Origin of the sequence: Paraburkholderia sp. CI3 (assembly GCF_050436505.1) — a bacterium.
GTDB classification, from domain to species: Bacteria; Pseudomonadota; Gammaproteobacteria; order Burkholderiales; family Burkholderiaceae; genus Paraburkholderia; species Paraburkholderia tuberum.
In genome coordinates this window covers 627662-650438 of the sequence record NZ_JBNDMI010000004.1, presented here as the reverse complement: position 1 = coordinate 650438, position 22777 = coordinate 627662, and the positions used below count along the sequence as shown (strand labels likewise).

Sequence of the window (22777 nt, the reverse complement as noted above, 5' to 3'; positions counted from 1 at the left end):
TCAGAGAACGGCGTCTTTGCGGACACCGTTTGAGGCAAAGAAGCGCTTCAGTCGCACCAGCGCTTCCTGTTGGATCTGGCGCACACGCTCGCGCGTGAGGCCCATTTCGTCGGCCAGCTCCTCGAGCGTGGCGGGCTCGATGTGATTCAGACCGAAGCGCCGCTCGATCACATGGCGGTGCTTGTCCGACAAACGCGCGAGCCATGCGCGTGTCAGTGTTTCGAGCTCGCGATGCTGCACTTCGGCGTCTGGCGACTGGCTCTGGTCGTCCGACAGCAGATCGAGCAGGCTGCTCGCCGGATCGAGATCGAGCGGCGCATCGAGCGAGGCGGTGTGCTCGTTCAGCGCGAGGATGTCGGTGACTTCGTCCGTGGTCTTGCCGGTCAGATAAGCGATGTCGTCGATGCTCGCGTCGCGGCGCTCGGCCGCCTCCCCCGAATTCATCGAGTTCTTTTCCAGATGGCGCTTCGCGCGCAACACCTGGTTGAGCTCACGAATCACATGGACGGGCAATCGCACCGTACGCGCCTGGTTCATGATCGCGCGCTCGATGCTCTGGCGGATCCACCACGTCGCGTAGGTCGAGAAACGGAAGCCGCGCGTCGGATCGAATTTTTCGATTGCGTGCATGAGGCCGAGGTTGCCCTCCTCGATCAGATCGAGCAGCGGCACGCCGCGATTCAGATAACCCTTGGCAATGCTGACGACCAGCCGCAGATTGCGCTCGATCATCACCTGCCGCGCTTCGAACTCGCCGGCCTTGGCAAGGCGCGAATATTTCTGCTCTTCCTCGACGGTGAGCAACGGCTTCACGCTGATGCGATTCAGATAATGCTGGATCGTGTCGGCCGTGAGCTCGGCCTGCAGCAGTGCGCGGAAATCGTCGGCGTCGGGCGGCGCCTCGCCGGTGGTTTCGCGCGCGTCAGCGCTCTCGCTGTCGTCGAGGCCGCTCTGGCGTTCGTCGAGATCGCGCTCCTCCGCGACCTCTTCTTCCACTTCCGAAGCGCCGCTTTCGTCCACTGCGGCAGACGTGACTTCGCTGATCGTCTCAGACTCGGCTTGGGGCGGGCGGCGCTTCGATTTCGGCATGGTCGTATCGCTTATTGCGGCGGCAAATACTTCAGTGGGTCGACTGGTTTACCCTGTCGGCGAACTTCGAAATGCAACATCACACGGTCGGAATCGCTATTGCCCATCTCTGCGATCTTCTGCCCCTTCGTAACCGCGTCCCCCTCTTTTACCATCAAAGCGCGGTTGTGTGCATACGCAGTGAGATAAGTTGCATCATGCTTGATGATAATGAGATTGCCGTAACCACGCAGCCCATTTCCGGCATAGACGACGCGACCATCGGCTGACGCTTTAACCGGCTCGCCCGCGGAGCCGCCGATATTGACGCCCTTGTTGGTCGAGTCGTTGAACGTGTTGAGCAGCGGACCGCGCACCGGCCATGCAAATGCTACGTTGCCTGCCGCGGCGCTGCCGATGTCGGCGCTCGCCGCAGAGGGATTGGCCGGAGGCGCAGCTACCGCACCATTCGCGGGCGTACCGTTCGTCGCGCCGCCGTAGAGCGGCGGCATCGCGGCGCCGACCACGGCCGGCGCGTTGTTGTTCAGCGGTGCGCTTTGCACCGCGCCCGTGCTGCCGATCGGCGCGGTCGACACGCCCGGCGTCATGGCCGCGGTATTCGCGCCCGGCGGCACGACGCGCAGCAGCTGGTCGACTTCGATCTGATTCGGGTTGGTCAGGTTGTTCCACGTCGAGATGTCGCGGTAATTCTGGCCGTTTTCGAGCGCAATGCGGTACAGCGTATCGCCCGGCTTCACGCGATAGTAGCCGGGCGGCGGCGGGCCGAGCGGCACCGCCGGTTGCGCCGCGCCCTGCGCGGTGGCGAGCGTGCCGCCGCCGGAGCGGTCGACGACGGGCGCCTGGTCGAGCCGGGATGCACAGGCCGTCATCAACAGGGACAAGGCGAGCACGCACACGCTGCGCTGGGTTACGGTCAGGGGGGTATTCGGGGTGGTTCTCTGCATCGCGCGCAACATACTCATCGGTGTCAAATCACTCCGGATTTTAAGGGTACAAAGAAAACGCGATCAAGCCGCGACTCGCGCCATTGCGCGGGGCCGAGGCGCTCGATCAGCGTCAGCACCTGGCTCTGTCCTTCCTGCGAGCCGACCGGCGCAACCAGACGTCCGCCGATCGCAAGCTGCTCGAGCAACGCCTGCGGCACGTCGAGCCCGGCCGCCGCGATCACGATCGCGTCGAACGGGGCCGCCGACGGCAAACCGAGCCGCCCGTCGCCGTAATGCAGCCGGATATTCGGAATGCGCAGCGGACGCAGATTCGTCTTCGCGCGCTCGGACAGCGGCTTGATGCGTTCGATCGAATAAACCTCGCGCGCGACCTGGCTCAGCACCGCCGCCTGATAGCCGCAACCGGTGCCGATTTCGAGCACCGTGTTCAGCGCGCGCCCGGCCGCCGCGAGTTCGATCATTCGCGCAACCACCGACGGCTTCGAGATAGTCTGGTGATGACCGATCGGCAGCGCGGCATCTTCGTACGCCTGGGCCGCAAGACCCGGATCGACGAACATGTGGCGCGGCACCGCCGCCATCGCGTTCAGCACACGCTGATCGCTGACGCCATTGGCTCGCACGCGTTCGACCATGCGTTCGCGAACCCGTTCCGAGGTCAGCGCCAAGGCGTTGTTCATCGCGCCGCTCATTGCACCGGCCAACGCGGCGTTCGGCGCGGGTTTCGCGCTTTGCTGCAGTTGCGACTGGAGTGGCGATGGCGTCGCGCGTGCGCTGTGGCCAGACGCATGCGTCGAGTTTTTGCCTGGCTTGACCGACGACTTTGGTGCTTGCTTGACAGGCTGCCCCGCCAATGCACCGGCCAACGAGTTCGCCGTTGTCTTTGCGACTGGCGCGGCCTGCGGCTTTGGCGGCATTGCACCGGTCGCCGCCGTTGACGTACCGAACGAAGCGCTTTGCGTCTTCGCCTGGGGAATCACCTGGGGTCGCGTCGCCGGCGTAGATTGCGCAGCAGCTGAGGTCCTCGCTTGCGCCCGTGCGGCCGCGCCGCCCTGCGTCGGTTTCGCCGACTGCTGCCGTGCGTTCAACGCCGCGCTCGCCGCGAGCGCCGCCGCGCGCATCTCACCCGGACGTCCCTCGGGCCGGCGCGGTTCGCGCACCAGGTCCTCGAGACCTAACGGAAAGCGCTTCGCGCGCTCGCCGGTCATGAACTGCCGCTCCCGGCGCGCAGCCAGTCGCGCGCCGCAGGCAGCATTTGCGTGTAGGTCAGATCGAGCTGCAGCGGCGTGATCGACACGGCGCCGTTGGCCACCGCATGGAAGTCCGTGCCTTCGCTCGCGTCGCGCGCCTGGCCCGAGGCGCCGATCCAATAGATCGGTTCGCCGCGCGGATTGGTCTGGCGGATCACCGGCTGCGACGGATGACGTTTGCCGAGTCGCGTGATCTGCCAGCCGCGCAGTTCGTCATACGGCAGGTTAGGAATATTGACGTTCAGCAGCGGATGTCCCGGCAACGGCCGCGCGAGATAATGCGCGACGATTTCGGCGGCAACGCGGGCCGCGTCTTCGAGATGCGCCCAGTCCTTGTCGACGAGCGAGAACGCGATGGCCGGCACCCCGAACATGATGCCTTCGGTGGCGGCTGCGACGGTGCCGGAATACAGCGTGTCGTCGCCCATGTTCTGGCCGTTGTTGATACCCGACACGACGAGGTCCGGTGTATGGTCGAGCATGCCGGTCAGTGCGATGTGCACCGAGTCGGTCGGCGTGCCGTTCACGTAGTAGAAACCGTTCGCCGAACGCAGAACCGACAGCGGCCGCCACAGCGTCAGGGAATTCGACGCGGCGCTGCAGTTCTGTTCGGGAGCCATCACGGTGACGTTGGCGATCGGCTTCAGCGCTTCGTAAAGCGCGGCGAGGCCCGGCGCCAGATAACCGTCGTCGTTGCTGAGTAGGATTCGCATGCGCCGATTGTAACCGAGGAAAGATGGCACGCGAACGACATGGACGGCGTGTCCGCGTGGCGTGCACAAGCGTCGTGCGAGCCAGTATTTTCCAGGTGCGCGGATGCTTGTATCGAACGCAAAGATGCTGCTTCGCACTGAAGGCGCGGCCGTGCGCGCACGTCGATGAATCGGCATCCTGTGCGTACTTCGCGCTGTGCAATGCAATACGGCTTGCGCGAGAAGCGCGCGCGACGCATCAAAAGCGCGCTGCGCGTTGTAACCCACAGCGCAATAAATCGCACGGTCGTGCGCTTTGCTTTACACTCGAAAACAGTGCCAACCCTGAACGATACGGAGACACGATGCGCGCGATTCGCTGCAAGCAGTACGGGCCGCCCGAGAGCCTGGTCGTCGACAACCTGGCGGATCTCGAAGCGCCGCCTGGCCACGTCGTGATCGACGTGAAGGCCGCGGCCGTCAATTTTCCCGACGTGCTGATCATCGAGAACAAATACCAGTTCAAGCCGCCGCTGCCGTTCACGCCCGGTTCGGAAGCCGCGGGCATCGTGCGCGCGGTGGGCGAAGGCGTCACGCAGTTCAAGCCTGGTTCGCGCGTGGCCGCGTTCACCGGCTCCGGCGGTTTTGCCGAGCAGGCGCTTGCGCCCGCCGCGGCCTGCGTGCCGCTCGACGACGACGTGTCGTTCGAACTCGCGGCCGCGTTCACGCTCGCGTATGGCACCTCGCATCACGCGGTGGTCGATCGCGGCGCGCTGCAGCCGGGCGAGACGATGCTCGTGCTCGGCGCGGCCGGCGGCGTCGGGCTGGCGGCGGTCGAAATCGGCAAGGCGCTCGGCGCGCGCGTGATCGCGGCGGCATCGAGCGACGAAAAGCTCGCGACCTGCGTGAAGCACGGCGCGGACGCGACGATCAACTACAACACCGAGGATCTGCGCGAGCGCATCAAGGCGCTCACCGACGGCAAAGGTCCGGACGTGATCTACGACCCGGTCGGCGGCGTGTTTGCGGAGCCGGCGTTTCGCAGCATCGGCTGGAGGGGGCGTTATCTGGTGGTCGGCTTTGCGAATGGCGAGATTCCAAGGCTGCCGCTGAACCTGATGTTGCTGAAGGGCGCAAGCGTGGTCGGCGTGTTCTGGGGCGACTTCGCAAAGCGTGAGCCGCAGCGCAATCGCGCGGCATTCGAGCAGATGACCGGCTGGATTCGTGAAGGCAAGCTCAAGCCCTACGTGTCGGCCCGCTACTCGCTCGACGACACCGGCCGCGCGTTGCGCGACATGGCCGAGCGCCGCGTGATCGGCAAGGTGGTCATCACGCCGTAGCACAACCAATAAAGCAGCATCAAAAACGGCGCGGCGGCCGACTGCGATTTCGGCCGCCGCGCCGCTTGCGATCCACGTTCACAACTTCTCGGTATCCCCGGTGCGCGGCTGCCACTTCATCAAACGCCGCTCCGCGGTCCCGACGATCGCATCGAGAATCAGCGCGAACGCGGTCAACACCAGAATCCCCGCGAACACCGTGTTGATATCGAAGGTGCCCTCGGCCTGCAGGATCAGATAGCCGACGCCGCGCGCCGAGCCCAGATACTCGCCCACCACCGAGCCGACGAACGCAAGCCCCACCGACGTATGCAGGCTCGAAAACACCCAGCTCATCGCGCTCGGCAGATAGACGAAACGCAGCAGCTGTTTGCGGTTCGCGCCGAGCATGCGCGCGTTCGCGAGCACGACCGGGCTCACTTCCTTCACGCCCTGGTAGACGTTGAAGAACACGATGAAGAACACCAGCGTGACGCCGAGTGCGACCTTCGACCAGATGCCGAGGCCGAACCACACGCCGAAGATCGGCGCGAGAATCACGCGCGGCATCGAGTTCGCGGCCTTCACGTACGGATCGAACAGCGCGCTCGCGGTCGGCGCGAGCGCGAGCCACAGGCCGACGCCGAGCCCGATCGTGGTGCCAAAGACGAACGCGAGCACGGTCTCGACGAGCGTGATCCACAGATGCAGATAGATCTCGCCGCCCGTGAACCATTCCCAGATCCGCTGCAGTACTTTCTGCGGCTCGCCAAAGAAAAACGCCGCCTTGTTCGGATCGTCGAAATAGAACGGCGGTATCAGCGTCGGGCTCGTCAGCACGTACCACAGCACGAAGCACAGCACGAGCAGCAGCCACTGCCAGATCACCAGATTCGCCCGGCTCGGGCGCAACGTCTTCCACATGACTTGGTTTGCCTTGGACGATTATTGGACACGTCTTCTTTTCGATGCGCAGGCGGGGATGCGCGGCACATTTAAACAGCGGTCAGTTGCTGTTGATAACCCTTGAGCACCTCATCGCGCAGCACACCCCAGAGCTGCGCATGCAACTCGACGAAGCGCGGATGCGAACGGATTTCGGCGACATCGCGCGGCCGCGGCAGATCGATCCGGAACTCGCCGATCGGATGCGTCGCAGGCCCGGCCGACAGTACCACCACGCGGTCCGACATCGCGATCGCTTCGTCGAGATCGTGCGTAATGAACAGCACGGCCTTGCGCTTCGCGGCCCAGAGATCGAGCAACTCGTTTTCCATCAGCTGCCGCGTTTGAATATCCAGCGCGGAAAACGGCTCGTCCATGAGGATGATGTCGGGGTCGAGGATTAGCGTCTGCGCCATCGCGACGCGCTTGCGCATGCCGCCCGACAGCTGATGCGGATAGCGGTCGCCGAAGCCGCCGAGACCGACACGCTTCAACCACTCTTCGGCCTTCGCGCGCGCTTCCGAGGCCGGCACGCGGTGAAACGACAGGCCGGCCATCACGTTGTCGAGCGCCGAGCGCCACGGCATCAGCGCATCTGCCTGGAACATATAGCCCGCTCGGCGATTCAGGCCGCTGAGCTTTTCGCCGAACACGCTGACGCCGCCCGTCGACGGCTGGAGCAGCCCCGCGCCGATGTTCAGCAGCGTGGACTTGCCGCAGCCAGTCGGCCCGACGACCGACACGAACTCGCCGGGCTCGATACGCAGCGTCGTGTCCTTAACTGCTGTGTAGCGCTGTGCGCGGTTGTCACGCGCGGCGAACGTGCAGGTGATGTTTTCGAGCGCCAGGGCAGCAACGGTCATCGTACGGCTCGCTTCGGGAATCGGGTTAGCGGGGAGTTGTCGCGGCGACGCTGGGGCGACGGCTGTGGACGCGGCGAATCGCCCTGTCCACGTCCCATTCGATGCGCCTGTGCGCGCGCCGCGTCGTTTATGCCTTGACGGTCGCGAGCGCCTTCTTCACGAAGTCGTTGGTCCACGTCTTCGACAGATCGATCTGCGCGTTCTGGATCACCGGATCGAACGCTTTCAGCGTCTTCAGCGACGTCGCGGGACCGTCGGCGGGCATCAGGCCGTCGGGCGACATCGCTTCGCGCACGTGCTGCCACGCGTCGAGATAGAGCGCGCGGTCGCCGAGCAGATAGCTCTCCGGCACCGTGTTGATCAGTTCGCTGCCGCTCGCGTTCTGCAGCCACTTGAGCGCGCGCACCATCGCATTGGTCAGCGCCTGCGTGGTGTTCGGGTTCTTCGTGATGAACGACTGCGATGCGTACAGGCAGCCCGCCGGCATGTCGCCGCCGAACACGATGTGCGTATCGGTGAGCGTGCGGGTATCCGACACGACGCGCACGTCGCCGGCGCGCTCGAGGCGCGTGACGACCGGATCGAGATTGGCGATCGCGTCGATCTGCCCGGACTGCAGCGCGGCGATCGCGCCGGCACCGGCGCCCACGCCGATGAACGCGACGTCCTTCGGACTGAGCCCCGCTTTCGCGAGGACGAAGCTCGCCATGATCGCCGTCGACGAACCCGGTGCGGTCACGCCAATCTTCTTGCCCTTCAGATCGGCGATCGACTTGTAGTTCGACATCGTCTTCTTCGACACCGCGAGCACGATCTGCGGCGCGCGGCCCTGCAGCACGAATTCGCGGAACATCTGCTTTTGCGCCTGCAACAGCAGCGTGTGTTCGAACGCGCCGGAGACCACGTCGGCGCTTCCGCCGACTGCCGCCTTCAACGCCTGCGAGCCGCCCGCGAAGTCGGAAATCTCGACTTCGAGCCCCTCGTCCTTGAAGTAGTTGCGGCGCTCGGCGATCGTCAGCGGCAGGTAGTAGAACAGGTTCTTGCCGCCGACCGCGATGGCGACCTTGGTGGTCTCGGGCTTGCCCTGCGCGAAAGCGAACGGCGTGGCCGCGAGCGAGGCGCCCGCGAGCGCCGCACCGCCGGCGAGGAAGGTTCTGCGTTGCATGGTCCGTTGTCTCCAGATTTTTTGTCGTCCGGCTTTTTGACCGCCCGTGTGCGCGTTGCGCAAGCGCTTGGCCACGGTGTGGGGCTGCCAGTCGCAAGGCGCGAATCGTGCGTCAGCGCCGCGCTTTGCGCGCCTTTCTCTATGCGTTGCGCTGTGCGCATCAGACGATCTGTTGCGCCCGCAACCGCGCGATGCCGTCAGCATCATAACCTAGCGATTGCAGGACTTCATCGGTATGTTCACCCAGTTCTGGCCCCAGCCAGCGCGTCTCACCGGGCGTCGCCGACAGCTTCGGCGTAACCGTGGGCAGCGTGATTTCCTTGCCGTCCTGCCACTTGAACCGCTGGATCATCTGCCGCGCCATGAACTGCGGATCGGTGAACATATCGGCGACGCTGTAGATGCGGCCCACCGGCACGTCGGCCGCGTTCAGCACCGCGAGCGCTTCGTCGATCGTGCGCGTGGACAGCCACGCGCCGATCGCGGCGTCGATTTCCTGCGTGCGCAGCACGCGGCCATCGTTATGCGCGAGCGCCGGATCGTTGGCGAGATCGTCGCGTTCGATCGCGATCATCAGGCGCCTGAAGATCGGATCGCTATTGCCGCCGATCACGATGCTGCCGTCGCGGCACGGATACGTATTCGACGGCACGATGCCCGGCAGCGACGCGCCGGTACGCTCGCGCACCATGCCGTAGACGCCGTATTCGGGCACCACGCTTTCCATCATGTTGAAGACGGCCTCGTACAGCGCGACGTCGACGACCTGCCCCTTGCCGCCGTTCATCTGCTTGTGATGCAGCGCCATCAGCGCGCCGATCACACCGTGCAGCGCGGCGATCGAATCGCCGATCGAAATGCCGATGCGCGGCGGCGGCAGATCCGGATAGCCGGTGATATGGCGCAGACCGCCCATCGACTCGGCGATCGCGCCGAAGCCGGGCCGGTCGCGATACGGGCCCGTCTGGCCGTAGCCCGACAGTCGCACCATCACGAGGCCGGGGTTCTCGGCGGACAGCACGTCGTAGCCGAGCCCGAGCTTTTCGAGCAGACCGGGCCGGAAATTCTCGACGACGATATCGGCCTCTTTCGCGAGGCGCCGCACGATCTCCTTGCCCTCTTCGGCTTTCAGGTTGATCGTGACGGACTTCTTGTTGCGCGCCTGCACGGCCCACCACAGTGACGTACCGCCGACTTCCGGGTACAGCTTGCGCCATTTGCGCAGCGGGTCGCCGCCTTTGGGGTCTTCGATCTTGACGACGTCGGCGCCGAATTCGCCGAGAAAACGCGCGGCGAACGGCCCGGCAATCAGCGTGCCGAGTTCCAGCACCTTGACGCCGGCGAGCGGACCGCACGCGTCATGCGGTGCGGCGCTCGCGCCTGATTCGGGGGTGGCGCTCATGAGTCTCCTTGGTTCTGCATCGTTGTGTACCCGGTCTGTCTGGTTTGCAACGACTTGCGACGATGCGTGCCTGGACGGATATGGCGGCGGCCAACGAAAGCCGCGTGGCTACATCGAACGACGGTCGAGCATCGCGCGCGCGATCGTGCCCGCGTCGACATACTCGAGCTCGCCGCCCACCGGCACGCCGCGCGCGAGACGCGTCACGGCAAGGCCGCGCGCCTTCAGCGTCTGTCCGAGGTAATGCGCGGTGGCCTCACCCTCGTTGGTGAAATTGGTGGCCAGCACGACTTCCTTGACGACGCCATCCGACGCGCGCTTCACGAGCCGGTCGAAATGGATTTCCTTCGGGCCGATGCCGTCGAGCGGACTCAACCGCCCCATCAGCACGAAATAGAGGCCGCGATAGGTCATCGTCTGTTCGAGCATGATCTGGTCGGCCGGCGTTTCGACGACGCACAGCAGCGACGGATCGCGCTCCTCATCGAGGCAGACCTCGCAGATCTGCGCTTCGGTAAATGTGTTGCACTTTTCGCAGTGACGCAGATGCTCGGTCGCGAACAACAGCGAGCGCCCGAGCTTTTCGGCGCCTTCGCGATCGTGCTGCATCAGGTGATACGCCATGCGCTGCGCGGACTTCGGCCCGACACCGGGCAGCGCGCGCAGCGCTTCGACGAGCGCCGACAGGGCGGAAGGTTGTTTCATGCGGATCGGCGTCGACGTGGGAGGTGCTCGGGTGGGCGAATTGGGATGCGGGGGTGTTGCTCGAACCGGGCCGCGCTTTCACGCCGCGACGACGCTTTCACGCACGGCTGTAGGTTCGATGTTTCCAGCCTGCACGCGGCGCGCGGCGGCGAGCGTCTGCGTTCGCACCGCGGCAATGAACCGCCGCGGCGCTCACCCGCTTCAGCCCGTTCTCAATCAGAGCAGGTTCAGAACGGCAGCTTGAAACCCGGCGGCAGCGGCAGGCCGGCGGTCATGCCGCCCATCTTTTCCTGCGCGGTCGCCTCGGCCTTGCGCACGGCGTCGTTGAAAGCGGCGGCGACGAGATCTTCCAGCATGTCCTTGTCGTCGGCGAGCAGGCTCGGGTCGATCGACACGCGGCGCACGTCGTTCTTGCAGGTCATCGTCACCTTGACGAGACCGGCACCCGACTGCCCCTCGACTTCGATCTGCGCGAGTTGCTCCTGCATCTTCTTCATGTTTTCCTGCATCTGCTGGGCTTGCTTCATCAGCCCGGCGAGTTGGCCTTTCATCATGGACGTGCTCCTTCTAGATAGCGTGGAATCTGGCATTCCGGCGCCGCGCCGCGACGACGCCGCGAACGATGGATCAGTGGGCCGGCGACGCGCCGTTCGGGGCGGCGTCCGGGGTAATCGGGCGGATCGAGCCCGGCACGATGCTCGCGCCGAACTCGCGAATCAGCGACTGCACAAACGGATCGGCGCTGATCTCGCGCTCGGCTTCCTGCTGGCGCTGCGCGCGCAGCTTCGCGTCGTGCGCGGCGGCGGTACGGCGCGCCGGGCCGACTTCGACCTGCACGTCGACGTTCTGGCCGAGCCGCTCGACGAGCGCTGCCTTCAGTTTAGCGACCTGCGACGCTTCTGCGTATTGTGGCACCGGCACGTTGAGCTTCAGCGTGCTGCCGTCGAGCGCCATCAGTTCGCTGTTGAACGCAAGCTGATACGAGATGCCCTTCAGCGGCAGATCGACGGCGAGCGCCGGCCAGTCGCCGGTGAAACCTAGCGGATCGAGCGGCACGGCAGGCGGCAGCGGGCGCGTATCGGCGACCGGCGCCGGCGCGGCGGCCTGCGCGGCCGCGCCGTCCATGCGGACGTCGTCGGGGCCGCGGTCGAACACCGGCACGAAGTTGTCTTCTGGCGGAATGAAGTACGCGTCGTCCGCGGCCGACAACGGCAGGTAGTCGTCGGGCGGCATGTCGTCGCATGGTGGGATCGACGGGCTGTTCTGCTGCGCATTGCTGCTCGCGCCGCTGTTTGCGTCGCGAGCGGGCGCAGCCTGCGAGGCGGTGTCCTGCGACACGCGGCGTGACGCACCGGGCGTCGGCACCGGCACGACCACACGCGGCGCGGCGGGTTTCGGTGCGGCCGGCTTCGGTGTGGCGAGTGCGGCCGGCTTCCCGGACACGTCCGTGTTAGCACGGCCACGGTCGGACGATACTTTCATGCCGGCGCTGCGCAGCACGTCGAGCGCGGCGCTGGCGCCGCCCGCGCGGCGCGGCACGGAGTCGGCTGCGGCCGCCGGTGCCGCCGTTGAAGCGGGCGCCGCCAATTCCGGCCGCGCTTCCGGTTCCGGTGACGTGGCCTCTTCCGCGCGACCAGGCGCGGCAGTTGCAAGCGCGCTCGGTGCGGACGAAGTTGCGATGTCGGAAACTTCATTCGAGACCGGCGCGCTCGAGCTGGCGATCGTGGCGACGGCATTCGCGGGCGCGTCTTCCCACGGCGCCAGCGGGGGTGCCGTAATGGCAGGCGCTTCTGTCACGCGGGCGACTTCGGCGTTGGGCGATTGCGGTGCTTCTTCAGATTGCGCGAAGTCGGCTGCGGGCTTCGCGATCGGCTTTGCAGTCGGCGCGGTCGATTTCATCGCGTCGCCCTGCTCCTCGCCGGCAACGCCTACCTGAGGTCCGCGAACGGGCGCAGCAGTTGCCATGGCCGTCGCGGACGACGGTGACAGCGCGCGCAGCGCGGCAACCGTCGGTGCACCCGAGCGCTGCGCACCGGCGCCGGCTCCGCCCGCACCGCTCTGCGTGCCAGCGGCTCCCGCCGCTCCGCCACCGCCGCCTGTCGGCGCCGGCTCGAACGCGAGCATGCGCAGCAGCGTCATCGTGAAGCCCGCGTATTCGTCGGGCGCGAGGCCCAGTTCGCTTCGGCCGATCGTCGCGATCTGATAGAACAGTTGCACCTGCTCGGCGCTCAACGCGTCGGCGAAACGGCGCAAGTCGGCCGCCTCCGGCCATTCGTCGAGCACCGACGAAGGCGCGAACTGCGCCCACGCGATCCGATGCAGCAGGCTCGCCAGGTCTTGCAGCGCCGTCGAGAACGACAGGCTGCGCAAGGCCATCTCGTCGGCGACCGCCAGCACCGCCGCGCCGTCGCCCTGCGCGAGCGCGTCGAGCAGGCGGATCAGATAGCTTTGGTCGAGCGCGCCGAGCATGCCGCGCACCGCGTCTTCACTGACCTGGTTCGCCGAATAGGCGATCGCCTGATCGGTCAGCGATAGCGCGTCGCGCATCGAACCGTCGGCCGCGCGCGCGAGCAGGCGCAACGCCTGCGCCTCGTGAGGCACGTTCTCTTCGCCGAGAATGCGTTCGAGATGCGACACGATATGGCCGGCCGGCATCTGCTTCAGATTGAACTGCAGACAGCGCGACAGCACGGTGACCGGAATCTTCTGCGGATCGGTGGTCGCGAGGATGAACTTGACGTGCGGCGGCGGCTCTTCGAGCGTCTTCAGCATCGCGTTGAACGCGTGGTTCGTCAGCATGTGCACTTCGTCGATCATGTAGACCTTGAAGCGCGCATCGACGGGCGCGTACACCGCGCGCTCGAGCAGCGCGGCCATTTCATCGACGCCCCGATTACTCGCCGCGTCCATTTCGACGTAATCGACAAAGCGCCCTTCGTCGATCTCGCGACATGCACGGCATACGCCGCACGGCGTCGACGTCACGCCGGTCTCGCAATTGAGCGCCTTCGCGAAGATGCGCGACAGCGTGGTCTTGCCGACGCCGCGCGTACCTGTAAACAAATAGGCATGGTGCAGACGGCCGCCGTCGAGCGCATGGGTGAGCGCGCGCACCACGTGCTCCTGTCCGACGAGCGAAGCGAAATCCTTCGGCCGCCATTTGCGTGCGAGAACTTGATAGGTCATCCGGAAATTGTATCAGTAACAATGGCGCGCAAAACCGATTCGGGAAGACGCGTGAAATGCGCGAAACGGCCACGACGACGCTCCATCCGAAGACGGCGAACGATCAATACAAAAGCTCGGAATGACTGAGGAGAAACTGCGCAGAAGCCGTGAAAACGGCCGCGGAGAAAAAAGCAAGGAAAGGTGACGAGCCCGACCCTCGGCACTGGTGGAAAACGGCTGTGGCTGCTTCGTTCCCGACCTGACCAGGTTGACCATCCCTCCATGCGAGGAGGCCCGTCACGAAGGATTCTATCATTGCCGCGCGCATTGTGCGACTGTTGACACGAGCAAAACGCCAACGACGCTCCGCTTCGAACGGCTTCGCGCGGTTTGCGGCCGCTTTCTGCACGCCGCCAGGCACCCTCCCGGCCACCGCGGCGACGCCCGCCATGCGCGGCACTTGAGTTCGCCGCGCGCGACACCATTTAGATTGCAACGCGGTCGCCGTGAGCCGCAGAAACCGGCCGACGCTGCGGCGGCGGCCTATTAGCCCCACTGCGTTGATGAGTACTATCGCCATCGGCAACGCATAGCGAATTAAGCTACACTGCCAATTGAAAGACCCGCATACGCGACTCTTTCCGCGCATTCCATGAAAATCCGGCGTTTTTTCAGACGGTTCTTCTGATTTTCACAGGCATGCGCGGCGAGGCTCTGGATGCGGCAAAGCGAACGGAAGTATTCCCAGTTTTTGACGTATCGTGGCGAGCAATTCAGGCGGGCCTCGAACCGACAGAGGTATTCATAAATGAGCGAACAAATCAAGCATATTAGCGACGCATCGTTCGAACAGGACGTCGTGAAATCCGATAAACCCGTGCTGCTCGATTTCTGGGCCGAATGGTGCGGTCCGTGCAAGATGATCGCGCCGATCCTCGATGAAGTCGCGAAGGATTACGCCGATCGCCTGCAAGTCGCGAAGATCAATGTCGACGAGCATCAGTCCACGCCGGTCAAGTTTGGCGTGCGCGGCATCCCCACATTGATCCTGTTCAAGAACGGTGCCGTTGCCGCTCAGAAGGTCGGAGCTTTGTCGAAGTCGCAACTCACCGCGTTCCTCGACGGCAACCTGTAAAGCAAGCAGTACGCCGCGGCGCTCGCGGGTCCATCGCGCGCCGCAGGCAGTTGGAGAAACGGGCGCATCGGGTGAGCAAACCGCCGCGCCCGCCGGTCAAGCGTGTTGTCAGCCGGCAACACGCTTTGCAACAAAGATGCCACGCTGCCGCACTGGCTTAAATTGGCGTGTGCTATGCTAGAATCCACAAAACGTCGAAAAGACGTGTAAGTCTTTGAGCGGTTCCGCTCACCCTCCTCCCAGATTTCATTTCGTCGCACCTTCTCCTGCGGGTTCTCCGTATGCATTTATCCGAGCTTAAGACTCTACACGTGTCCCAATTGATCGAGATGGCCAATGGCCTCGAGATCGAAAGCGCGAACCGCCTGCGCAAGCAGGAATTGATGTTCGCCATTCTAAAAAAACGAGCCAGAGCGGGCGACACGATCTTCGGCGACGGCACCCTCGAAGTGCTGCCGGACGGTTTCGGCTTCCTGCGTTCGCCGGAAACCTCCTACCTCGCCAGCACGGATGACATCTACATCAGCCCGTCGCAAATCCGCCGCTTCAACCTGCATACGGGCGACACGATCGAAGGCGAAGTGCGCACGCCGAAAGACGGCGAGCGCTATTTCGCGCTGGTGAAGGTGGACAAGGTCAACGGCCAGCCGCCGGAGGCCTCGAAGCACAAGATCATGTTCGAAAACCTGACGCCGCTGCACCCGAACAAGGTGCTGCTGCTCGAACGTGAAATGCGTGGCGAAGAGAACGTGACCGGCCGCATCATCGACATGATCGCGCCGATCGGCAAGGGCCAGCGCGGCCTGCTCGTCGCGTCGCCGAAGTCGGGCAAGACCGTGATGCTTCAGCACATCGCGCACGCGATCAAGCAGAACCATCCCGACGTCGTGCTGTTCGTGCTGCTGATCGACGAGCGTCCGGAGGAAGTGACGGAAATGCAGCGTTCGGTGGCCGGCGAAGTGATCGCCTCAACGTTCGACGAACCCGCCGCGCGTCACGTGCAGGTCGCCGAAATGGTGATCGAGAAGGCCAAGCGCCTCGTCGAAATGAAGAACGACGTCGTGATTCTGCTCGACTCGATCACGCGTCTCGCGCGCGCTTACAACACGGTGGTCCCGGCCTCGGGCAAGGTGCTGACGGGCGGTGTCGACGCGAACGCGCTGCAGCGCCCGAAGCGGTTCTTCGGCGCGGCGCGCAACATCGAGGAAGGCGGATCGCTGACCATCATCGGCACGGCGCTGATCGAAACCGGCAGCCGCATGGATGATGTGATCTACGAAGAGTTCAAGGGCACCGGCAACATGGAAGTGCACCTCGAGCGCCGTCTCGCCGAGAAGCGCGTGTACCCGTCAATCAACCTGAACAAGTCGGGCACGCGCCGCGAAGAGCTGCTGATCAAGCCCGAAGCGCTGCAGAAGATCTGGGTACTGCGCAAGTTCATTCACGACATGGACGAAGTCGAGTCGATGGAATTCCTGCTCGACAAGATCCGCCAGACGAAGAGCAATTCCGAGTTCTTCGACATGATGCGTCGTGGCGGCGGCAGCTAACGTGCGACGTTCGTGCTGGCCGTATTAGTCGGCAACTGCAACGCATGAAAAACCGCTCGCAAGCTGCGAGCGGTTTTTTTCGTCCATCGTCCGCAGAGACAATGCGCCGCCTCAACATCAGCGTGAACGTACACGCGGTTTCTCGGAGGGGCCTCGGCTATCCCGTCGAGAACACCGGGCGGCTCGTCGGCGCCACGTCGCTGATTTCGGCGAGCGCGCTGTTCGTCTATCTGCGTTTTGCGAAGCTGCTGCCGCGCAAGAAGTGGATCATCGTGCCGGGCTTCGGGGTGGCCGCGTTCGCCGCCGGGTGGACGACACGCATGTCACCGGACGTCGGCGAGGCGGCGCTCGCCCTGCCGCTGCTGCTGCGCGGCCTGCTGTTGCTGTTCATCGTGCCGCCGGTCGCGAATCTGACGTGCCGCATCTTCTTGATCGAGGAGGGGTTCACGCACGGCTACCGGCTGAAAAACATCGTCCGGCAGTTGACCATCTCCTTCGCGACCGCCTCGGTGATCATCGTCGAGCAGCACCGGCTCGCGCTGCATCAAAGTCGCCTCGCGGAGTCCGTGAATCCGTACAATCCGGTCTACCAGAACACGCTCGCGACGCCGGCGCGCGGCTCCGCCGCCGGTCATGCGGCGAGCGAAGCGCACGCGATCGCGTCGATCAGCCGGTCGATTGGGCAGCAGGCCAGTTTGCTCGCGTCGCTCGACGGTTTCTATTTTCTGATCGGCGTCGCGATATGCGGCGGCCCGTTCGCCGCGTAGCAAAAACAGATCGACTGAAGGTGGGCTCCAAGCATGCTGTCGAAACTCACGAACTGGCTGGGCGCACGGCGTCGCGAGCGCGCGCTGCGCGACTACGCGATCGACGATTCCTTGTGGCAGGCGACACTCGCCGGCCTACCCTTTCTCACGCATCTGGAAGCGCCCGATCTCGCGCGACTGCGCGAGATGACGAGTCTCTTCCTCGCGCAGAAGGAGTTCTCGACCGCGCACGAGCTCGAGCTGACCGATGCGATGACGGTCGGCATCGCCGCGCAGGCGTGCCTGCCGGTGCTGAATCTGAGCCTCGATCTGTATCGCGGCTGGGTCGGCGTGATCGTCTATCCGGGCGAGTTCGTGATCCGCAAGACCGTTGAGGACGAAGATGGCGTCGTGCACGAGATCGAACACGACGCCAGCGGCGAGGCGTGGGAAGGCGGCCCGGTGGTGCTGTCGTGGGAAGACGCGCAGATGACCGATGGCAGCGACGCATACAACGTCGTGATCCACGAGTTCGCGCACAAGATCGACATGCTCAACGGCGAAGCGGATGGCCACCCGCCGCTGATGCGCCGCTGGCACGCGCCGCTCGATGCGCAGGCATGGGCCGATGTGTTCGACCATGCATACGATCACTTCTGTGCGAAAGTCGACGCGGTGCCCGAGCGACGCTGGACGCGTTTCGAACGCGAGTCGCTGATCGATCCGTATGCGGCGGACCATCCGTCGGAATTTTTTGCCGTATGCAGCGAGGCGCTGTTCGTGCGGCCCCAAGCGTTCGAGGCGGAGTATCCGGAACTGTACCGACTGCTCGCGCGCTACTACCGGCAAGATCCAGCGCGCGTCGGTTTGACGTTCACGCCCATTTGAGACGCCGCGAATGTGGGCGCCGCTTGCGCCGCAAGAGAATCCGCTGGCAGAAAAATCGCCAAGCGACTGATTTTCTGGCATAATCGCGGTTTTTCGACCGTAGGCAAGTGGCTCGCGCCTGAAGGCAGTCCCATTCGAGGCTGCACGCGGGTTGGCTACCGCCAGATTAAAGGAAAGACCATGAAAGAAGGCATTCACCCGAATTACCGCGAAGTCCTGTTCGTCGACATGTCGAACGACTTCAGGTTCGTGACGCGCTCGACCATCCAGACGCGCGAAACCGCGGAATTCAACGGCAAGACCTACCCGCTCGCGAAGATCGAAGTGTCGTCGGAATCGCATCCGTTCTACACCGGCCAGCAAAAGATCATGGACACGGCCGGCCGCGTCGAGAAGTTCAACAAGAAGTTCGGCGCACGTGCTTCGGGCAAGGCAGTAAAGTAATACCGCAACCGTGCCGGCTTCCGGCCGGCAACGGAGCAAACAGAAAGGGCAGCGCGAGCTGCCCTTTTTTGTCGCCTGCGCATGTGCGCCCGCTGGGTCGCACGCCGCGCTTTCGCGACACTGTGTTACAGCTTGTCCATTGACGTTGCCGGGCGTTACCGGCCGTGACGTGCATCGCACGGCACGACTACAATGCCGGATGCTCGAAACGGGCCCTCGCGCCCTGACCTGCCGGGCCGCTCCGGCTGCATCGTTTATCCAGACTCCACACACCGCATGAGACCTGTCGTTCGCCTCACCGCCTCTGCGACCAGTGCGTTGCCGCGCTGGCTGCTGCTGGCCATCTGTATCGTCTACGCCTCGTTCGGCCTGTTCGGCCGCGATCCGTGGAAGAACGAGGACGCAGCCGGCTTTGGTGTGATGTGGACGATGGCGAACGGCGGCGCGCACGACTGGCTGCTGCCGAATCTCGTCGGCAAATATCTGACCGAGGACGGCCCGCTCGGCTACTGGCTCGGCGCGAGTGCGATCCGCATCCTCGCACCGTGGGTCGACGCGAGCAACGCGTCGCGCGTGTTCACGGGCCTGATGTTCTGCGCGGGCTGTGCGTTCGTCTGGTACGCCGCGTATCTGCTCGGCCGGCGCGCCGAAGTGCAGCCATTCAAATATGCGTTCGGCGGCGAGCCGGAACCGCGCGACTATGGCCGCACGCTCGCCGATGGCGCACTGCTGATCCTGCTCGCGTGCTTCGGCCTCGCCGAGCGCGGTCACGAGACCACGCCGCAGCTCGCGCAGTTCGTCTGCATCGCGATGCTCGTGTACGGCCTCGTGCGCATGATCGACAAGCCGATTCAGGGCGCGCTGATCTGGGGTCTCGCGATCGGCCTCGTCACACTCGCGAGCAGCCCGGTGCTGGTCGGCGCGCTGCTGCTCGGCACGCTCGCGATGACGCTGATCGTACGCGAAACGCGATCGCGCTGGCTGCTGCTCGCGGGTCTGCCCGTGGCGCTCGTGCTCGCGGTGTCGTGGCCGATCATCGCGCTCACCGCGTTCCCGGACGACGCTGTCTGGTATCTGAACCAGTGGCTGCACGTGAGCCTGAGTTCGTTCGCGGGCCCGCCCGGCTCGGTCGCCGCGTATGCGCTGAAAAACCTGCCGCTCTTCACATGGCCCGCCTGGCCACTCGCGCTGTGGTCGTGGTTCAGCTGGCAGGGACTGCGGCGCGCGCCGCACGTGGCGATTCCGCTGTCGGTGATCGGGCCGCTGTTCGTGCTCGTCGTGCTGCAAAGCCATCAGTCGAACCGACTCTACATGCTGCTGCTGCCGCCACTTGCGGTACTCGCCACTTTCGCGCTGCCGACGCTCAAGCGCGGCGCAATCAACGCGATCGACTGGTTCGCGCTGCTGAGCTTCACGATCCTCGGCAGCTTCGTATGGCTCGTGTATGTGGCAGGCCTGACCGGCTTTCCGCATCCGCTCGCGCGCAATCTCGCGCGACTCGCGCCCGGCTTCGTGCCGCAGTTCAAGATTCTGTCGTTCGTGTGCGCGGTCGCGGTGACCGTGTGCTGGTTCCTGCTGGTGCGCTGGCGCCTCGCGCGTCATCCGAAGGTGCTGTGGCGCAGCGTCGTGCTGTCGAGCGCCGGCACCACGCTGATGTGGGTGTTGCTGATGACGCTGTGGCTGCCGGTCGTCAACTACAGCCGGACCTATCGCGACGTCGCGCAGCAGATCGCCGCCCACTTGCCCGATGACTACACGTGCATCGCGCCGGTGCGCCTGGGCAATGCGCAGATCGCGACATTCGCGTATTTCGGCGACATGCATTTCTCGTTCAACCAGGACTGCGACGTAATCCTGCGTCAGGACTCGCAGGACTACGGCAACCCGAGCGCGATGCCCGACTACATCTGGAAGCTCGTGTGGGAAGGCCGCCGCGCGGCGGACCGCGACGAGCGCTTCCGCCTGTACGTGCGCATCGACCGTCCCAAGCCGCCGCCCGGCAAGCGCCGCAACTGGCACAAGAAGCGCGACTGACCATGTTCGCCGACGTACGGAAGATCGCCGCGCTCGCGTGGCCCGTATTGATCGGCCAGTTGGCCATCATCGCGTTCGGCGTGATCGACACGGCGATGGTCGGGCGCTACTCGGCCGTCGATCTGGCCGCGCTCGGCCTCGGCTCGTCGATCTACGTCTCGGTCTATATCGGCCTGACCGGCATCCTGACCGCGCTGCAGCCGATCACCGCGCAGCTGTACGGCGCGCGTCGCTACGGCGAGATCGGCGAAGAGGTCCGCCAGTCATGGTGGCTTGCCGCCGCGCTGACCGTGATCGGCTTTCTGATCCTGTTCTTCCCCGGGCCGCTGCTAGCGTTGTCGCGGGTGCCCGACGCGCTGCACGAGCGCACGCTCGCGTACCTGCGGATTCTCGCGTTCGGGCTGCCCGCCGGCCTCGCCTTCCGGGTCTACGGCTCCGTTGCCAATGCGCTCGCCAAACCGCGGCTCGTGATGTTCCTGCAGATCGCCGCGCTGCTGCTGAAAATTCCGCTCAATACCTGGTTCATTTTCGGCGGCCTCGGCGTGCCCGCGCTGGGCGGTCCGGGCTGCGCGCTCGCGAGCACGCTGCTCAACTGGGCACTCGCGGCGCTCGGCATGCTGCTGCTCGCGCGCGTCGACGATTTCAAGGCACTCGGCATCTTCACGCACTTCTGCTGGCCGGTCTGGAAGCGCCAGGCCGCGCAACTGCGGCTCGGTATTCCAATGGGGCTGTCGTATCTGATCGAGGTCACGTCGTACACCTTCATGGCGCTTTTCATCGCGCGTTTCGGCACGACGACGCTCGCCGGGCACCAGATCGCCGGCAACGTCGGCGCGGTGCTCTATATGACGCCACTGTCGATCGGCATCGCGTCGTCGACGCTGGTCGCGCAGGCGCTCGGCGCGCGTCGGCCGCAGGCGGCGCGCACGCTGTCGCGTCACGGCATCGCGATGGCGGTTGCGATCGCGTGCTGCTATGGCGCGCTCGTGCTCGTGCTGCGGCCGTATATCGTCGACGGCTATACGACGAACGCGCAGGTGGCGGCGAAGGCGTTGCCGCTGGTGCTGATCGTCGCCTGCTACCACCTGTTCGACGCGTTGCAGATCTCGACCGCGTTCGTGCTGCGCGCCTACAAGGTCGCGGTCGTGCCGACCATCATCTATGCGGTGGCGCTGTGGGGAGTCGGGCTCGGCGGCGGCTATGCGCTCGGCTTCGATACGACCGGCCTCACGCCGCCCTGGCTGACCGGCGCGCGCGGCTTCTGGGTCGCGAATTCCGCAAGTCTCGCGATTGCCGGGCTCGGCTTGCTCGTGTATTGGCGAATCGTGAGCCAGCGCTATTTGCGCGAGGCTGCGGCGGGGCGGGTTGAGTCGGCTGTTTGAAGGGATGGGGAGTTGGGAAGGCCACGAATAGCACCGACCGGACCGTCAGTTGCGCCCAAGCCCGGGTGAGAGACGACCTGTTCTGCATCCGCCTTTCCTTCCCCACGCAGCTCAGCCCGCTCACGACGCGTATGCGGTCTGCCCCTCCCGATCCTTGGCCTCGAAAATTTCCCGCGCCGCGAACAGCGCATTGAGCGCGGCCGGAAAGCCCGCATAAAGCGCCATCTGCATGAACACCTCGACGATCTGCTCGCGCGTGCAGCCGACGTTCAGCGCCGCCTCGATATGTACCTTCAGTTGCGGCTGCGCGCAGCCGAGGGTCGCGAGCGATGCGATCGTCGCAATCTCACGCGTGCGCAGATCGAGCTGCGGCCGGCTGTAGATGTCGCCGAAGCCGAATTCAATCAACAGGCGTCCGAATTCCGGCGCGACGGGCGCGAGCGCGGCGATTACCTGCTCGCCCGCCGAACCGTCGATTTCCCTGAGCTTGTCCCAGCCCCGCGCGTAGCGGTCGTTGTGTGCGTAGTCCATTGCGAGTCCTCATCGGGGTGTGAGGGCGACGAGGCTTCGTCGTCCTGTCGTGCCGGGTCGGGCTCAAGCGCGCCGCTCGCGGCCGCCTCGTAGTACGCGATCTTGTCGTCGATCGCGCCGAGGTTGCTCTGCAGATCGGCGATCCGCGCGAGCAGCGCGGTGCGATGCGCAACCAGCAGGTCGCGGCGTGCGCGCATCGTCGGATGGCCTTGCGCGCGCAGCACGGCGATCTGCTGCATGCCGGAGATCGACATGCCCGTTGCCTTCAGACGCATCACGAAGCGCAACCAGTCGAGATCGGCGGGCGAGTACAGCCGGTGCCCCGTCTGCGTGCGTCCGACCGGCCGGATCAGGCCGGCCTGTTCGTAATAGCGCAGCGTGTGCGTGGACACGCCGATCGTTTCGGCGACCTGACCGATGGTGAGCGCGGTTGAGTGTTTCGACATGACGGACTCAGGTTAGGACTTCGAGTGCACTCTAAGTCAAGCGTCGGACGCTGTCATTCCTTTGTGTTGCTCATTC

The 22777-nt window shown here is 64.9% G+C and carries 20 protein-coding genes, 1 other RNA gene and 1 pseudogene; 8 read left to right on the top strand and 14 right to left on the bottom strand.

The annotated features are described in order from the left end of the window. The 4 genes from rpoS to surE are packed head-to-tail and all read right to left on the bottom strand — an operon-like array spanning position 1 to position 3999. Positions 1-1089, bottom strand: coding sequence for an RNA polymerase sigma factor RpoS (rpoS, locus tag OKW29_RS24510; RefSeq protein ID WP_018418126.1), 1089 nt, complete (start codon positions 1087-1089; stop codon positions 1-3). Between the two features lie 11 nt (positions 1090-1100). Then, on the bottom strand, positions 1101-2051 hold the full coding sequence (locus OKW29_RS24505; protein ID WP_184028933.1) for a peptidoglycan DD-metalloendopeptidase family protein: 951 nt from the start codon (positions 2049-2051) through the stop codon (positions 1101-1103). Positions 2052-2056: 5 nt separating this feature from the next. Next, on the bottom strand, positions 2057-3244 hold the full coding sequence (locus tag OKW29_RS24500) for a protein-L-isoaspartate(D-aspartate) O-methyltransferase (protein WP_184063692.1): 1188 nt from the start codon (positions 3242-3244) through the stop codon (positions 2057-2059). Further along, positions 3241-3999 (bottom strand): 5'/3'-nucleotidase SurE, encoded by a 759-nt coding sequence (gene surE, locus OKW29_RS24495; RefSeq protein WP_184063695.1) that lies wholly within the window; start codon positions 3997-3999, stop codon positions 3241-3243. Before surE ends, OKW29_RS24500 begins: the two co-directional genes overlap by 4 nt. A 344-nt stretch (positions 4000-4343) precedes the next feature. On the opposite strand from surE, the gene OKW29_RS24490 reads away from it, so the two are divergent. Beyond that, a complete protein-coding gene (locus OKW29_RS24490) occupies positions 4344-5318 on the top strand; it encodes an NADPH:quinone oxidoreductase family protein (RefSeq protein WP_429292929.1) in 975 nt (324 codons plus the stop codon). Between the two features lie 78 nt (positions 5319-5396). Here OKW29_RS24490 and OKW29_RS24485 read toward each other — a convergent pair whose 3' ends face one another. The 8 genes from OKW29_RS24485 to ffs form a co-directional block, all read right to left on the bottom strand. Next, positions 5397-6221 carry an ABC transporter permease gene (locus tag OKW29_RS24485; RefSeq protein WP_090804632.1) on the bottom strand — a complete coding sequence of 275 codons (825 nt, stop codon included), beginning with the start codon at positions 6219-6221 and terminating at the stop codon, positions 5397-5399. Between the two features lie 71 nt (positions 6222-6292). After that, complete coding sequence (locus OKW29_RS24480; RefSeq protein ID WP_184003433.1) at positions 6293-7105, bottom strand: ABC transporter ATP-binding protein; 813 nt, start codon at positions 7103-7105, stop codon at positions 6293-6295. 127 nt (positions 7106-7232) lie between these two features. Continuing rightward, positions 7233-8270, bottom strand: coding sequence for an ABC transporter substrate-binding protein (locus OKW29_RS24475; protein ID WP_429292928.1), 1038 nt, complete (start codon positions 8268-8270; stop codon positions 7233-7235). Positions 8271-8430: 160 nt separating this feature from the next. Continuing rightward, positions 8431-9672: a CaiB/BaiF CoA transferase family protein gene (locus OKW29_RS24470; RefSeq protein WP_429292927.1), complete on the bottom strand. Its 1242-nt coding sequence runs from the start codon at positions 9670-9672 to the stop codon at positions 8431-8433. A 108-nt stretch (positions 9673-9780) separates the two neighbouring features. Further along, a complete protein-coding gene (gene recR, locus OKW29_RS24465; protein ID WP_018418135.1) occupies positions 9781-10377 on the bottom strand; it encodes a recombination mediator RecR in 597 nt (198 codons plus the stop codon). A 227-nt stretch (positions 10378-10604) separates the two neighbouring features. Then, a complete protein-coding gene (locus OKW29_RS24460) occupies positions 10605-10931 on the bottom strand; it encodes a YbaB/EbfC family nucleoid-associated protein (RefSeq protein ID WP_008923976.1) in 327 nt (108 codons plus the stop codon). Positions 10932-11004: 73 nt separating this feature from the next. Further along, a complete protein-coding gene (locus OKW29_RS24455; protein WP_429292926.1) occupies positions 11005-13563 on the bottom strand; it encodes a DNA polymerase III subunit gamma/tau in 2559 nt (852 codons plus the stop codon). A 182-nt stretch (positions 13564-13745) separates the two neighbouring features. Next, positions 13746-13844: signal recognition particle sRNA small type (gene ffs, locus OKW29_RS24450), an RNA gene on the bottom strand. Between the two features lie 509 nt (positions 13845-14353). On the opposite strand from ffs, the gene trxA reads away from it, so the two are divergent. The 7 genes and pseudogenes from trxA to OKW29_RS24415 all read left to right on the top strand — a co-directional run bounded on the left by trxA (position 14354) and on the right by OKW29_RS24415 (position 21724). Beyond that, entirely contained in the window at positions 14354-14680 is a 327-nt protein-coding gene (gene trxA / locus OKW29_RS24445; protein WP_013089343.1) for a thioredoxin TrxA, read from the top strand. 281 nt (positions 14681-14961) lie between these two features. Continuing rightward, on the top strand, positions 14962-16230 hold the full coding sequence (rho, locus tag OKW29_RS24440; RefSeq protein WP_184028958.1) for a transcription termination factor Rho: 1269 nt from the start codon (positions 14962-14964) through the stop codon (positions 16228-16230). A 149-nt stretch (positions 16231-16379) separates the two neighbouring features. Next, a pseudogene (locus tag OKW29_RS24435) lies at positions 16380-16997 on the top strand (MFS transporter); the annotation flags it as partial. 33 nt (positions 16998-17030) lie between these two features. After that, positions 17031-17864 (top strand): zinc-dependent peptidase, encoded by an 834-nt coding sequence (locus OKW29_RS24430; RefSeq protein ID WP_429292925.1) that lies wholly within the window; start codon positions 17031-17033, stop codon positions 17862-17864. Positions 17865-18044: 180 nt separating this feature from the next. Next, complete coding sequence (locus OKW29_RS24425; RefSeq protein ID WP_090804621.1) at positions 18045-18308, top strand: type B 50S ribosomal protein L31; 264 nt, start codon at positions 18045-18047, stop codon at positions 18306-18308. A 276-nt stretch (positions 18309-18584) separates the two neighbouring features. Continuing rightward, a complete protein-coding gene (locus OKW29_RS24420) occupies positions 18585-20342 on the top strand; it encodes an ArnT family glycosyltransferase (RefSeq protein ID WP_184063708.1) in 1758 nt (585 codons plus the stop codon). Positions 20343-20344: 2 nt separating this feature from the next. After that, positions 20345-21724, top strand: coding sequence for an MATE family efflux transporter (locus OKW29_RS24415; protein ID WP_429292924.1), 1380 nt, complete (start codon positions 20345-20347; stop codon positions 21722-21724). Positions 21725-21844: 120 nt separating this feature from the next. Here the strand turns inward: OKW29_RS24415 and OKW29_RS24410 are convergent, their stop codons facing one another. Together OKW29_RS24410 and OKW29_RS24405 are read right to left on the bottom strand one after the other, a co-directional pair. After that, the gene (locus tag OKW29_RS24410; RefSeq protein WP_429292923.1) at positions 21845-22255 is read right to left on the bottom strand and encodes a carboxymuconolactone decarboxylase family protein; all 411 of its coding nucleotides are present in this window, start codon (positions 22253-22255) and stop codon (positions 21845-21847) included. Continuing rightward, the gene (locus tag OKW29_RS24405; RefSeq protein ID WP_429292922.1) at positions 22174-22701 is read right to left on the bottom strand and encodes a MerR family transcriptional regulator; all 528 of its coding nucleotides are present in this window, start codon (positions 22699-22701) and stop codon (positions 22174-22176) included. The genes OKW29_RS24410 and OKW29_RS24405 overlap by 82 nt, the downstream gene beginning before the upstream one ends. Between the last annotated feature and the right edge of the window lie 76 nt (positions 22702-22777).

Excerpts from the sequence above, each read along its gene's own strand:
- rpoS (WP_018418126.1), bottom strand. The coding sequence starts at position 1,089 with ATGCCGAAATCGAAGCGCCGCCCGCCCCAAGCCGAGTCTGAGACGATC.
- OKW29_RS24505 (WP_184028933.1), bottom strand. The coding sequence starts at position 2,051 with ATGAGTATGTTGCGCGCGATGCAGAGAACCACCCCGAATACCCCCCTG.
- OKW29_RS24500 (WP_184063692.1), bottom strand. The coding sequence starts at position 3,244 with ATGACCGGCGAGCGCGCGAAGCGCTTTCCGTTAGGTCTCGAGGACCTG.
- surE (WP_184063695.1), bottom strand. The coding sequence starts at position 3,999 with ATGCGAATCCTACTCAGCAACGACGACGGTTATCTGGCGCCGGGCCTC.
- OKW29_RS24490 (WP_429292929.1), top strand. The coding sequence starts at position 4,344 with ATGCGCGCGATTCGCTGCAAGCAGTACGGGCCGCCCGAGAGCCTGGTC.
- OKW29_RS24485 (WP_090804632.1), bottom strand. The coding sequence starts at position 6,221 with ATGTGGAAGACGTTGCGCCCGAGCCGGGCGAATCTGGTGATCTGGCAG.
- OKW29_RS24480 (WP_184003433.1), bottom strand. The coding sequence starts at position 7,105 with ATGACCGTTGCTGCCCTGGCGCTCGAAAACATCACCTGCACGTTCGCC.
- OKW29_RS24475 (WP_429292928.1), bottom strand. The coding sequence starts at position 8,270 with ATGCAACGCAGAACCTTCCTCGCCGGCGGTGCGGCGCTCGCGGGCGCC.
- OKW29_RS24470 (WP_429292927.1), bottom strand. The coding sequence starts at position 9,672 with ATGAGCGCCACCCCCGAATCAGGCGCGAGCGCCGCACCGCATGACGCG.
- recR (WP_018418135.1), bottom strand. The coding sequence starts at position 10,377 with ATGAAACAACCTTCCGCCCTGTCGGCGCTCGTCGAAGCGCTGCGCGCG.
- OKW29_RS24460 (WP_008923976.1), bottom strand. The coding sequence starts at position 10,931 with ATGATGAAAGGCCAACTCGCCGGGCTGATGAAGCAAGCCCAGCAGATG.
- OKW29_RS24455 (WP_429292926.1), bottom strand. The coding sequence starts at position 13,563 with ATGACCTATCAAGTTCTCGCACGCAAATGGCGGCCGAAGGATTTCGCT.
- trxA (WP_013089343.1), top strand. The coding sequence starts at position 14,354 with ATGAGCGAACAAATCAAGCATATTAGCGACGCATCGTTCGAACAGGAC.
- rho (WP_184028958.1), top strand. The coding sequence starts at position 14,962 with ATGCATTTATCCGAGCTTAAGACTCTACACGTGTCCCAATTGATCGAG.
- OKW29_RS24430 (WP_429292925.1), top strand. The coding sequence starts at position 17,031 with ATGCTGTCGAAACTCACGAACTGGCTGGGCGCACGGCGTCGCGAGCGC.
- OKW29_RS24425 (WP_090804621.1), top strand. The coding sequence starts at position 18,045 with ATGAAAGAAGGCATTCACCCGAATTACCGCGAAGTCCTGTTCGTCGAC.
- OKW29_RS24420 (WP_184063708.1), top strand. The coding sequence starts at position 18,585 with ATGAGACCTGTCGTTCGCCTCACCGCCTCTGCGACCAGTGCGTTGCCG.
- OKW29_RS24415 (WP_429292924.1), top strand. The coding sequence starts at position 20,345 with ATGTTCGCCGACGTACGGAAGATCGCCGCGCTCGCGTGGCCCGTATTG.
- OKW29_RS24410 (WP_429292923.1), bottom strand. The coding sequence starts at position 22,255 with ATGGACTACGCACACAACGACCGCTACGCGCGGGGCTGGGACAAGCTC.
- OKW29_RS24405 (WP_429292922.1), bottom strand. The coding sequence starts at position 22,701 with ATGTCGAAACACTCAACCGCGCTCACCATCGGTCAGGTCGCCGAAACG.